Genomic DNA, 12,365 nt, shown 5'->3' on the forward strand with positions numbered 1-12,365 from the left:
TAAAGTCCCGCGAAACGAGACCGGGGGAGAGCGGACATGACCTATATTCTGGCAATCGATCAGGGCACGACATCTTCGCGCGCCATTCTTTTTGACGCACAAATGCAGCCGGTAGGCACCGCACAACAAGAGTTTCCCCAGCACTTCCCACAGGAAGGTTGGGTTGAACATGACCCCGAGGATATCTGGTCCAGCGTTTTGCATGTGTGCCGCGAGGTGATGGAGACCACCGGCATTTCCGCCAATCAGATTGTCGGGATCGGGATCACCAACCAGCGTGAGACGACCGTCATCTGGGACAAACACACCGGCAAAGCGATCCACAACGCCATCGTCTGGCAGGACCGCCGCACCGCCGACATCTGCGCCCGCTACAAACAAGCCGGATGCGAGGATGACGTCACGGCCCAAACCGGCTTGTTGCTGGACCCCTATTTCTCGGGGACGAAGGTCAAATGGTTGCTGGATAACGTCTCTGGCGCCCGCGACAAGGCCGAAGCCGGGGATTTGCTGTTCGGCACGGTCGACAGTTTCCTGATCTGGCGGCTGACCCAGGGCCGTGTTCATGCCACCGACGCCACCAACGCCGCGCGCACCCTGTTGTTTGACATTCATAAAGGCACATGGAGTACCGAGATCTGCGATCTGCTGGATGTGCCGCTGAACCTTTTGCCCGAAGTGCGGGATTGCGCCTCGGACTTTGGCTCCACTGCGGAGTTCGGTGGCGAAATACCCATTCTGGGCGTTGCGGGTGACCAGCAAGCCGCCACCATCGGGCAGGCATGTTTCCAACCCGGCATGATGAAATCGACCTATGGCACGGGCTGCTTTGCGCTTCTGAACACGGGTGCACAGCCAGTTGAATCGAAAAATCGCCTGCTGACGACAATTGCCTATCAGTTGGACGGTCAGCGCACCTATGCGCTGGAAGGGTCGATCTTTATCGCGGGGGCGGCGGTGCAGTGGTTGCGTGACGCGCTACAGATCATCGAGTCGGCCCCTCAAAGCGGGGATCTAGCAACGCGGGCGGACCCGAACCAACACGTAATTCTGGTGCCTGCCTTCACTGGGCTGGGTGCACCCTATTGGAAACCCGATTGCCGTGGTGCGATGTTTGGTCTGACCCGCAACTCGGGTCGGGCCGAGATCGCTCGCGCCACGCTGGAAAGCATTGCCTTTCAAACACGAGATTTGTGGCATGCAATGCAAGGCGACTGGGGTGCCGAAACCAACGTGACTCTGCGTGTCGATGGCGGGATGAGCGCTTCTGACTGGACCATGCAAGGTTTGTCCAACTGCCTGGGCGCACCAGTGGACCGTCCGGTGATGCAGGAAACAACTGCGCTGGGTGCTGCATGGCTGGCCGGGATGAAAGCCGGAATTTTTCCGGATCAGGCCGGTTTTGCCGAAACATGGGCGCTGGACCGTCGCTTTGAACCGACGCAAGTGCAAGACGAACGCGACGCAACTTACGGCCGCTGGCAACGTGCCGTACAGGCCGCAATGGCGTTCTAGCTGTGGTCTTTCAACAAGCGCTGTTTCTGACGTGACCAATCCCGCTTGGCCTGAGTTTCCCGCTTGTCGTGAATCTTCTTGCCCTTGGCGATCCCGATCTTCAGCTTGGCCCGGCCCTTGTGGTTGAAGTACAGAACCAGCGGCACCAGCGTCATTCCTTTGCGCTGGGTCGCATTCCACAGGTTCGACAATTCCTTGCGTGACACCAGCAGCTTGCGGCGTCGGCGTTCTTCGTGCTTAAACACTTTGGCCTGTTCGTAGGGCGCGATGTAGCTGTTGATCAGCCACAGTTCTCCATCATCGACCGAAGCGTAGCTTTCGGCGATGTTCGACCCGCCTGCGCGCAGGGATTTGACCTCGGACCCTTCCAGGACGATACCGCACTCGATATCCTCTTCGATCGCGTAATCGAAGCGAGCGCGCCGGTTTTCGGCGATTATCTTATAATTCGGGTCTGTCTTCTGTTTGGCCATGACGCGTTGATTTAGGCGGCTTGCGCCGACCTTGCAAGGCAGGGTTTTCCCAACTGCGTCACGATTTGGCAGAAATGATCAGATCAGGGCCAAAAATCGTGTCAGCATATTTGTGCAGATAGATCTTGAGCCATGGCGTGAAACGATCCGGATGGCGGGCCACTTCGGCCAGAAGATCGTGATAATCGATCCAGCGAATGTCCATGACTTCGTCCGGGTTAGGCTCGATTTTCAGTGGGCCGCGAACATGGGCCAGAAAGACGTCGACAACTTCGTTCTCGACCATGTTGTTGCCCACATCTGCATGGTACTCCAGACGGTGCCGGTATTCTGGATAAAGACCCGTTATCCCAAGTTCTTCGCGCAGACGTCGCACGGCACAGGTTGACGAGCTTTCATCCCAATCCGGATGCGTGCAGCAGGTGTTCGCCCAAAGGCCGGGCGTGTGGTATTTGCCCATTGCGCGACGTTGCAGCAGAATTTCCGTTCCGCGAACAACAAACACGGACACAGCCTTGTGCTTGAGCCCTTTTTCGTGCGCTTCGAGCTTGTCCACAGGGGTCAATTGGCCATCGACCCAGGCCGGGATCATAATTCCCATCTGTCCTCTCCCGTTGCCAATCCGTCTGCCCGGCGCTGGTTTGAATTTAGCTGCCATCTGAACAGGCTGGCTGTACGACGCGATTTGACATCTCCCGTCAGTACCAAAGTGGCTTCTATTCACTTGGGTATCAATCGCACCAAAGGCCGCAGGGGCTGCGGCCTTTAGTCCATGTGCTTTAGCACCGTGCGTTAAGGCTTATTCGCCTGAAACGCTGACGATATAGGCATAGACGTCTTCAGCACCTTTTTTCAGCTTGAAGGTCATTTTCGACTTGGCAGCAGTGTCATCCAGATAAGATTTCAGGAATGCTTTGGGATCTTGCGAGTATTCGACAAAGGTCGTCTCGTCCCAAACCAGGCCTTTTTCCCCTGCGGCAACGATGCTGTCACCGTATTTGAAGCCTTCATATGTCCCAGCCGTGCGGCCCGCGATTCCATACAGGTTGGGCCCAGTCTTACCGCCTTTGACAATCACTTCACCTTCCGGGTCAGCGATCAGGTGGCAGGACTTGCATTTGTTGAAGGCTTTCTTGCCGGCTTCGGCATCGCCTTCAGCATAGGCGGGCAGTGCCAGAAGGCCGACAATTGCGGTAGCGAGGATGCGATTCATAGCTTGTGCTCCGATACAAAATGGCTGCACCGAATGGACCTTCGGCGCAAAAAAGAGTCAACGCGCAGATTGCCGCGCGGGCTTACTGTGCCACTGCGACAAAAGGGATGTCCTTAACTTATGTCATGTACCTCGGACCAGCACGGCAAAAGGTCGCCCGCTGCCGGAGTCGCCAGGTACACCGCCCGCGCAATAGCCCGCGCCAGACAAACCGAACCTGCATGACCGATGCGCCCCAGTTCAGCTTCGGTTGATAAGGGTCGAACACCGGTGCTGGCGGCAAAAACCAGATCGCCGTCGCCCGGTGTGTGGGCGGGCACAATCGCACGCGCAATGCCGTCATGGGCGGCAACGGCCATCCTCTGACATTGGGGCTTGGTCAAGGCTGCATCGGTTGCGACGATGGCAATGGTCGTATTTGTCTTAGCCGGGTCTGCAGATTTCATCGCCTGCGCCTTGAGGCTTGCTTGCGGAGTACCAAGAGCGGCATTGGTATCAGGCCCTAAACCGCCAAATTCGTTGCCGATTTCAAAAGGTGCCGCCCAGAAATGTTGATCACCCGGTGTGGTCACACTGCCCAACGGATTGGCTGCAACCAGCGCGCCAACAGTGATGCCACTGTCCAGAATTAACGAAGCAGAGCCCAGCCCGCCCTTTTGCATCGCAGCCAAAGCTCCGGTTCCCGCACCTACTGAACCGAGATCGAAGCGGTCCGAAGCCACCTCGAACGCTGTGCGACCCAGGGCACGATAGGGGTTGTCCTCCCAGTTTTTGTCACCACCGTTGAGCAGGTCAAACAAGATCGCCCCGGGAACAATGGGAACATTAACGTCACCTACTGGAAACCCTCGTCCCATTTTGCGTAGTCCGTCCGAGACGCCGGAACAGGCGTCCAGGCCAAAGGCAGAGCCGCCAGACAACACAATCGCATCCACATGTGTCACAGCTTTGTCTGATGCAAGAAGTTCGGTTTCGCGCGTTCCGGGCGCGCCGCCCATCACGTGGACCGAAGCCACAAACGGAGCCTGCGCTGTCAAGACTGTCGCGCCGGATTTCAGCGTGTCGTCCTGCGCGTTGCCGACCATCAGGCCGGGGATATCGGTGATCAGGTTTTTGGGTCCGGGGGTCATGCTTGGCCTTAAGGTTGAGGCCGAAAAGCGCGCAAGCGCGCTGCCTCCGGCGGAGGTATTTTGGGCCAGATGAAGAACGGATCAGATACAGCGGCCACCGTCAACCTCAAGTGCTGTACCGGTGATCATACTGGCCTCGTCCGAGCAGAGGAAACAGGCGGCATTGGCCATGTCTTCTGGTGTGGAAAAGCGGCCCAGTGGAATTGTCGACAGGAACTTGGCGCGCATCTCGGGCGTGTCTTCGCCCATGAAGGATTTCAGCAGCGGTGTTTCTCCGGCCACAGGACAGATCGCGTTTACACGTACACCGGTCGGGGCGAGTTCAACAGCCATGGTCTTGGTTGCCGTGATCATCCAGCCTTTTGAGGCGTTGTACCAGTTCAGGTTGGGACGCGGGGATAACCCAGCCGTTGAGGCCACGTTCAGGATCGCACCCGCCCCGCGCGCTTTCATCGCCGGGACAAACGCGCGGGCGGTCAGATAGACCGATTTCATGTTTACATTGAACACTCGGTCGAAATCGTCTTCGGCGACATCTTCGAGCGGGGTCGGCAAATGCGTGACACCTGCATTGTTCACCAGAATGTCCAGATTTTCGAACTGACGCCTTGCGGTATCTGCCATGGCTTGAACCGACGCGCCGTCTGCAACGTCAACATGGTGTCCGATTGCCTGTTCACCCAGGGTATTTGCAAGATCCAGCGCCGCTTCGCCATTGATATCCGCAATCATGACGCGCGCGCCTTCTTCGAGGAATTTTTGCACGATCCCTGCGCCGAACCCGGATGCGCCACCGGTTACGATTGCGGTTTTTCCCTCCAGCCTCATGGCGTTATCCTCCTGCCTGTCAGGGGCAGAGTAACAACGCATCGAAAAGATGCCAGATCATTCTTCCGAGACCTTGCCCCGCAGTGCTTTAACGTCGCCGCGCGCCTTCTTGGCCGCCAACCTGCGCTTGACCGACCCATAGGTCGGCTTGGTTGCGATGCGCCGTTTGGGTTTAACCAGCGCGCGGGTGATCAGTTCGGCCAGCCGTGCGCGGGCAATTTCACGGTTACGCGCCTGAGAACGGGTTTCTTCACATTGGATAATGATTGCGCCCTCTTTGGTCCAGCGCCGCCCGGCCAACCGTTTCAGCCTGCTCTTGACCGGATCCGGCAAAGAGGGAGAGCGCGCGGCTTCGAACCGCAGTTCAACTGCGGTCGAGACTTTGTTGACGTTCTGCCCACCGGGTCCGGAAGAGCGTACGAAGCTTTCGGTCATTTCCCAGTCTTGCAGGATGATATCGTCGGAGATGCGCAACATGGGCCGGACCTTACAGGGCACGGATGGAAACAGAAAGGGCCGCCCCTTTGGGACGGCCCTTCGAAAGTTCAGGAGGTCGGGTCGGTTAGATCAATCGACCAGCCGGAGCGAGCGCTCCGCCAAGGGCTGCCCTAGCAGGCTTTCCCCCCGGTTGTTCCGACACCTCTCTCCAATCTCTTTCTTGACACTGGATCACCTCCTTTTCTATCTGTTGCGGTTAACTTTGAGCCTGACACAAGATGCGCCATTCTCAAAGCACTTTTTTACGCAGCCTGTACGGCGGTCAGCCGGGCAACAATGACTTTGAACGGGATCAAAGCAATCAGCGCCAGCGACAGCTTCACCAACCAGTCCGCAAAAGCCAACGTCACCCATAACGGGGCCATTGGGCCGGACAACATGAACGGCACAGGCTCCCACGCCCAGTTGATTGCGGCGTCGGCGTTGGCTCCGAAGAAGGTGACAGAGGCCGAGAATGCGATAGTGAAGAAGATGGCGGTATCGAGCGCCGAGCCCACCAGTGTCGATACCAAAGGCGCGCGCCACCAGCGGCCACCGCGCATGGCGTTGAACACTGTGACGTCGGTCAGTTGCGCGATCAGGAAGGCTGTGCCCGAGGCGACTGCGATCCGCAGTGGAACGGCGGCGTATTCAAACCCGTCGCCTTGCAGCATGATCTGGCTGCCGATCAGCGAACAAATGATGCCGGTGACAAACCCGGCGAACACGACTTTGCGGGCTGGTCCCACGCCATAGACGCGGTTCATGATGTCCGTGACCAGAAAAGCCAGCGGATAGGTGAAAGCACCCCAGGTCAACAGACCGTCAAGGATCAGAAACTGGACCAGGATGTTTGAGGCCACAACAATGGCGGCCATGGCAATGATGCCGGGAATGTAAGCGCGTTGCATGTTTTGATGCCCGTTTTGACAAGGTAGCGGCGACTTGGCCAAGGGACCGTCCCAAGGCAAGCCGTGCGTTTAGACCCTTGGAGGCCGCGAGTCAATCGGGCAGCAGATATTCCACCAATTCGGTCCGCTGCAGGGCCAGAAAGTTGTCATCCGAGATCATCGTAGCCCGCAAACGGCCTTGACCGTCGCGCCAGACTGACACCCCTTCGAGATTGTCATGTATGCCAGCTGCGGTTTCGAACAGGGTTTCTTCGGCGCTGAGAACGTCATCCGTCACCTCCCATCGACGCAGCCGAGAGCGGAACCCGATGAATCCAAGCTTACGCTCCAGCAGATAAAATTTCCCGTCCGGGCCGAAATCAGCGCCGACTGGTTTGAAACCCTCGCGTTGTGGCAATACAAAAGGGATCGACCATGCATCGCCATTCCAACGGTAAACCGGGATGTCCCCGTCAGCGGTACGGTCTTTTTCCGGGATCGTGTAAAGCCAGCCGCGTGCATCAATGGCAAGACCTTCGAACGACCCGTTGTCGGCGAGGTCGTCAAACTCGGGCAACCGAGGCAAAACTCGCGACCTTGCCCCCCGTGCTGCATAATACGCGACCCGGTGCACCCCTTCGAACGAGATGTAAACTCCACCACTTGGCGCCAATGCGAGCCCTTCGGAGTCGCCGACACCACCCTTCATGATGTGCCCTTGGCTGGATAAGATCCGCCACTGATCCAAAACACGAATGTTGGTGATCCGACCACTGTCCCGTTCTATTTGCGCGGTCGCCATCCTGGCCCGGTCGCTCAGCACCAGAATTTGCTGACCATCATCCGAAACCTGCAATGCCGAGAACCCCCCGAACCAGGTTGCCGGATCACGCCACTCAAAGCTGTGCAGATACGTGGCGGACTTGATCTCGACCGCGGCGACTGCCGTAGCCACAAACAGAAAGGCGGTTAGTTGGATTGCAAAACAGCTGCGCATTGTTGTGGTAAATCGGCCAGAACATACTCCCGGCGTTTCTTGGGGGCTGGGGCGTTTGGATCAGGTGGCGGCGGATTGAGGATGTTGTTTACCCATTCTTGCGCCTGTGCGCAGCCATCGCCCTTGGGTGGCGGGTCTTGGTTGACGCAGCCTTTCGATCCACGAGGGCATTTCAGACGGACGTGAAAATGATAATGATGCCCCCACCATGGTCTGATCTTGCGCAGGTAGGCACGGTTGCCTTTTTCGTCGTTGCACATCTGCACCTTGGCACCGGGAAACACGAAGATGCGCGCAACGCGCTTGTCTTTTGCGGCCTCGCGCAAAACTGCATGGTGCTGTTTCGTCCAGTTCCCGTTTACAAAGGCACCGTTCGCGCGTCGCAACGAAATGGACGAGATATTCTCGCGCGCTTTGCGGCTGAGGCGCAAGTTGTTCCCCGGCAGCATCCAGATATCGATATCCAGACCCAACTGATGAGACCGATGGCCCGACGTCATCGGACCACCCCGTGGCTGGCTGATATCCCCGATATAGAGACCATTCCAACCCGGCTGTCGCGCCGCAAACTTGCTGAGGTCCTTCACGTAATCAATCGCCTCTGGGTGCCCCCAATTGCGGTTCCGAGACAGGCGCATGGCCTGCCACGTTGGTCCGGTTTCCGGCAATTGCACCGAACCGGCAGCGCATCCGCGCGAATAACTGCCGAAGGCTGCTGCTTTTTGTTGTGAACTGACCTTTTGTGCCCCAAACAACTGCTTTGCCAGAGGCTCTGCCGCCGCTGTGCTCGCAATAGTAAGCGCGGCCAAAATTATCAAAAAACGCTGTATAATCATCTGCTCTGATCCCCTTCCGGTCTGACCCAGCGCATCAGGAATAGCCCTAGAATAAACAACAGAATGATCGGTGACACCCCCAGACGCGCACTGCCGGTTGCGGTTGTTGCAATCCCGATCATCAAAGGTGCAGCAAAAGCAGTCGCGCGCCCTGACAGGCCATAGAGACCAAAGCTTTCGACCGGCGTCTCCGGATCTGTGTGGCGTACCATCATCGAGCGACTGGCCGATTGCAGAATACCGCCCGTACCACCGATCAACACACCGCAGCCGAAGAAAACGATATCCGGCAAGCTTGACCCTTCTTCGAGCTGGATGCCGTAGATTTGCGTCCGATCCATCATGACCACAGTGGCGCATACGAATATCAGAACCCAGATCGCAACGATGATCACGGGTTTGGGGCCGTATTTCCTGTCCAGCTTGCCGCCGACCCAGGAAAATGCCGCCGCTGCCAAAACGCTGACAATCCCGAAGACGCCGATCTTGATCAAATCCCACTCAAGCACGAGCCGCGCATAAACACCGCCAAAACTGTAAAGCCCGTTCAGCGCATCGCGGTAGAACATCGACGAGCCGAGGTAGCTGGCCAGACTGACGCGATGACGCAGGTTAGACACTGATTTCGCCAGTAGCCGCAGCGCTTCACCCACACTGCCCGTTTTTTCACTTGGTGCGTCATCGCGCACCCACAGGAAGTAGGGCACCATAAACAGAATGAACCAAGCAGCCGTAAACGGGCCGACAAAACGTGTGCCTTCTCGGGTCGCCGCATCAAGACCCAAGGCTGGCTCCATCCCGATCAGTGTCTTCCCGTTCGCCTGTTCAACAAACAGCGCCAACATGATGGCCAGCGAGATCAGGCCGCCAAAATAGCCAAACGCAAAGCCCGAGCCCGAAATCTCGCCCACTTCACTGTCGTCGCCCAGATCGGGCAGCTGCGAGTTGATGAAGATCAGCGCATATTCCGCGCCAACAAAACCAAGCCCAAAGGCCGACAGCATCAGCCACATGTTCGAGCCATCCGGCATCGTATACCACAACGCGCCGGACCCAACCGCATACATGACCGAAAACGCAAAAATCCACGGAATACGGCGCCCCGACACATCCGCCATCGCCCCCAACAATGGTGCACCGAAAGCAATGATCAGCCCCGTAATCGTCAGGCAGTTCGCCCAGACCGTCTGTGCCTGCGCGGCTGCGGCTTCGGCATCCAATCCACTGTTGGCATAATATCCGGCGGCCACCCCGGCGAAGTATGGGCCAAAGACAAACGTGACCAGCAGGGTGTGATATGGCTGACTGGCCCAGTCAAAGAACCACCAGCCCCAGATGCGCCTGCGTTTGGAAATCTCTGCCATCTCTGCCTCTGTTATTGTTGTGTTTATAAGACGGGGGTTTGGGTCAATTCGCAAGCGTTGAGTGTCAGGCACTTGCTCTTTGCCGCTGTGGTGCTTAGGTCTCGGCGAACAAGAAAACGGAGAACCCATGCTGTCGCTGATCCAAATCCTGCTGCTGATCCTGGACGTTGTCTGGTTCATCATTCTGGCCCATGTGATCATGAGCTGGCTGATAAACTTTCAGGTGCTCAACTTGCACCAGCAACTGGTTGCGCAAATCTGGTACGGGTTGAACCGCATATTAGAGCCTATTTACGGCCCCATCCGTCGCATCCTGCCCAATATGGGCGGGCTGGATCTAACACCTTTGGTGGTCCTGATCGGGGTCTATGCGCTGCGGATCATCCTGATCAACAATGCACCCTATTTCTACTGACCTCTTGTTCACCAAATCTTAGTATGTGATTGTCCTGTCTTAAGAGCAGACAAACCTTAAAACAGGGCAACCCCGCAGATGTTCGACTCCGCACCCCTGCTGCGAGATGTCTTTGGATTCGATGACTTCCGCCCCGGACAGGAAGAGATTGTCGATTCCGTGACCGCCGGCGAAAACGTGCTTGCGATCATGCCGACCGGGGGCGGGAAATCCCTGTGTTATCAACTTCCTGCCTTGCTGCGCGACGGGGTGACGGTGGTGATTTCACCACTGATCGCCTTGATGCGTGATCAGGTGCGCGGACTGCAGGAAGCCGGGGTTGAAGCCGGGGCACTGACCTCGGGCAACACACCCGAAGAGACCGACGCGGTGTGGGAAGCCCTGGAAGCTGGGCGGCTTAAACTGCTTTACATGGCGCCTGAACGTCTGGCCGCCGGGTCGGCGTTGGGCATGCTGCGCCGGATCAATGTCAGCCTGATCGCCGTGGACGAGGCGCATTGCGTCAGCCAATGGGGTCACGATTTTCGTCCAGATTACCTGCGGATCGGTGAACTTCGGCGCGCGCTGAACGTTCCTCTTGCAGCCTTCACCGCCACGGCGGATTCAGAGACGCAAGACGAGATTGTCGAAAAACTGTTTGACGGCATCGAACCGCGCAAGTTTCTGCGGGGTTTTGATCGGCCTAACATCCATCTGGCCTTTGCAGCCAAGGACGGGCCGCGCAAACAAATCCTCGATTTTGCAGCCGCACGCAAAACCCAATCCGGCATCGTCTATTGCGGCACCCGCAACAAGACCGAAGTGTTGGCTAAGGCTCTGCGCGACGAAGGGCACACAGCCTGCCACTATCACGGTGGCATGGACCCCGAGGATCGTCGCATCGTCGAAACCCGCTTCGCCCGCGAGGACGGTCTGATAGTTGTGGCCACCGTGGCCTTTGGCATGGGCATCGACAAACCCGATATCCGTTGGGTGGCCCATGCTGACCTGCCCAAATCCATCGAGGCCTATTATCAGGAAATAGGGCGCGCGGGCCGTGACGGAGGCCCTGCCGAAACGCTTACCCTGTTCGGCCCTGACGATATCCGCCTTCGGCGATCGCAGATCGACGAGGGGCTGGCCCCGCCCGAGCGTCGCATGGCAGATCATGCCAGGCTGAATGCTTTGTTGGGCTTGGCCGAAGCGCTGGAATGCCGTCGTCAAACCTTACTGGACTATTTTGGTGAACAGGCTGCGCCCTGTGGCAAATGCGACCTGTGCGACACCCCGCCCGAGGTCTTCGACGGCACCACCCCCGTCCGTATGGCCCTTTCCTGTATCCTGCGCACCGAGGAATGGTTTGGCGCGGGCCATCTGATCGATATTCTGCTGGGGAACGAGACCGACAAAATCCGCGCGCGTCGTCACGACGATCTGTCCACTTGGGGCATCGGCAAAGACTGGTCGCGCCCTCAGTGGCAGGCGATTTTCCGGCAGATGATGGGGCATGATCTGGTCCGCCCAGATCCAGAGCGCCACGGTGCATTGCGCATGACCGAAGCTGCCAAGCCGATCCTGAAAGGCGAGGCGCAGATTAATCTGCGCAAAGATACGATCCGAAAAGCCACGCGCCGACCCGCAGTGAAAGCCATGGTATCCGAAGAAGACGCTCCGCTGCTGTCGGCACTTAAAGCGAAACGCCGAGCACTGGCTGAGTCTGCGCGCGTGCCGGCCTATGTCATCTTCCCAGACCGCACTTTGATCGAAATGGCTGAAAACCGACCCACAACACTGGATGACATGGCTCGAATTGGCGGCGTTGGTGCCAAGAAGTTGGAACGCTATGGCGACACTTTCCTTGAAGTCATTGTAGGCGCGGTCGAGGCCGTTCACCCTGCGCGGCGCAAACTGGCCGGGCGCGATCAGGGTGAGATCTATGACCGTTTACTCGAAGTGCAATCTCAGTTGTCGCGTGGTCCCGAGGGGATTGATAAGCCACTGACCTGTTCTGCCTCGCAACTGGCAAAGGTGGCGCAAATGCGCCCCGATGACCCACGCGGGATCGAGACGGTGCTGGGTGATCGACGTCACGAAAGGTTTGGCGCTGCCTTTCTGGACGTGCTGCGTGAGGCGGGCTAGTTCGTTTTACGTTTCAATCGTGTCAAAAGACGCTGCCTCTCCCTATGGTCGACCGCGCCTTTCGACAAATGCTCTTTTGGTAACACGCAAAACGACCTAGATACACCAA

At 57.7% G+C, this 12,365-nt stretch carries 13 protein-coding genes; 3 read left to right on the forward strand and 10 right to left on the reverse strand.

All coding sequences use genetic code 11. The annotated features are described in order from the left end of the window. Positions 1 to 36: 36 nt before the first annotated feature. Positions 37 to 1,515 (forward strand): glycerol kinase GlpK, encoded by a 1,479-nt coding sequence (gene glpK, locus GS630_RS03275; RefSeq protein ID WP_171620249.1) that lies wholly within the window; start codon positions 37 to 39, stop codon positions 1,513 to 1,515. Here glpK and smpB read toward each other — a convergent pair. The 10 genes from smpB to GS630_RS03325 all read right to left on the reverse strand — a co-directional run bounded on the left by smpB (position 1,512) and on the right by GS630_RS03325 (position 9,723). Next, positions 1,512 to 1,988, reverse strand: coding sequence for an SsrA-binding protein SmpB (smpB, locus tag GS630_RS03280; RefSeq protein WP_171178347.1), 477 nt, complete (start codon positions 1,986 to 1,988; stop codon positions 1,512 to 1,514). The two genes, glpK and smpB, sit on opposite strands and share 4 nt — an antisense overlap. Positions 1,989 to 2,046: 58 nt before the next feature. Beyond that, entirely contained in the window at positions 2,047 to 2,589 is a 543-nt protein-coding gene (gene idi, locus GS630_RS03285) for an isopentenyl-diphosphate Delta-isomerase (protein ID WP_171234754.1), read from the reverse strand. Between the two features lie 198 nt (positions 2,590 to 2,787). Further along, on the reverse strand, positions 2,788 to 3,201 hold the full coding sequence (locus tag GS630_RS03290) for a cytochrome c family protein (protein ID WP_171093120.1): 414 nt from the start codon (positions 3,199 to 3,201) through the stop codon (positions 2,788 to 2,790). Positions 3,202 to 3,314: 113 nt separating this feature from the next. Continuing rightward, the gene (locus tag GS630_RS03295; RefSeq protein ID WP_171620251.1) at positions 3,315 to 4,331 is read right to left on the reverse strand and encodes a P1 family peptidase; all 1,017 of its coding nucleotides are present in this window, start codon (positions 4,329 to 4,331) and stop codon (positions 3,315 to 3,317) included. 81 nt (positions 4,332 to 4,412) lie between these two features. Then, positions 4,413 to 5,159 carry an SDR family oxidoreductase gene (locus GS630_RS03300; RefSeq protein WP_171620253.1) on the reverse strand — a complete coding sequence of 249 codons (747 nt, stop codon included), beginning with the start codon at positions 5,157 to 5,159 and terminating at the stop codon, positions 4,413 to 4,415. Between the two features lie 57 nt (positions 5,160 to 5,216). Then, positions 5,217 to 5,636 carry an alternative ribosome rescue aminoacyl-tRNA hydrolase ArfB gene (arfB, locus tag GS630_RS03305; protein WP_171620255.1) on the reverse strand — a complete coding sequence of 140 codons (420 nt, stop codon included), beginning with the start codon at positions 5,634 to 5,636 and terminating at the stop codon, positions 5,217 to 5,219. Positions 5,637 to 5,899: 263 nt separating this feature from the next. Further along, a complete protein-coding gene (locus GS630_RS03310; protein ID WP_171234750.1) occupies positions 5,900 to 6,547 on the reverse strand; it encodes a queuosine precursor transporter in 648 nt (215 codons plus the stop codon). Positions 6,548 to 6,638: 91 nt separating this feature from the next. Beyond that, a complete protein-coding gene (locus GS630_RS03315) occupies positions 6,639 to 7,523 on the reverse strand; it encodes an esterase-like activity of phytase family protein (protein WP_171620257.1) in 885 nt (294 codons plus the stop codon). Beyond that, positions 7,496 to 8,359, reverse strand: a complete 864-nt coding sequence (gene mepA / locus GS630_RS03320; protein WP_171620259.1) for a penicillin-insensitive murein endopeptidase — start codon at positions 8,357 to 8,359, stop codon at positions 7,496 to 7,498. Before mepA ends, GS630_RS03315 begins: the two co-directional genes overlap by 28 nt. Continuing rightward, a complete protein-coding gene (locus tag GS630_RS03325; protein ID WP_171620261.1) occupies positions 8,356 to 9,723 on the reverse strand; it encodes an MFS transporter in 1,368 nt (455 codons plus the stop codon). Before GS630_RS03325 ends, mepA begins: the two co-directional genes overlap by 4 nt. Positions 9,724 to 9,850: 127 nt before the next feature. On the opposite strand from GS630_RS03325, the gene GS630_RS03330 reads away from it, so the two are divergent. Together GS630_RS03330 and recQ are read left to right on the forward strand one after the other, a co-directional pair. Further along, positions 9,851 to 10,138, forward strand: a complete 288-nt coding sequence (locus GS630_RS03330; protein WP_171178365.1) for a YggT family protein — start codon at positions 9,851 to 9,853, stop codon at positions 10,136 to 10,138. Positions 10,139 to 10,216: 78 nt separating this feature from the next. Continuing rightward, complete coding sequence (gene recQ, locus GS630_RS03335; RefSeq protein ID WP_171234748.1) at positions 10,217 to 12,256, forward strand: DNA helicase RecQ; 2,040 nt, start codon at positions 10,217 to 10,219, stop codon at positions 12,254 to 12,256. Positions 12,257 to 12,365: the final 109 nt, after the last annotated feature.

The organism is Ruegeria sp. HKCCD7303, from assembly GCF_013111185.1.
Taxonomy (GTDB): Bacteria; Pseudomonadota; Alphaproteobacteria; order Rhodobacterales; family Rhodobacteraceae; genus Ruegeria.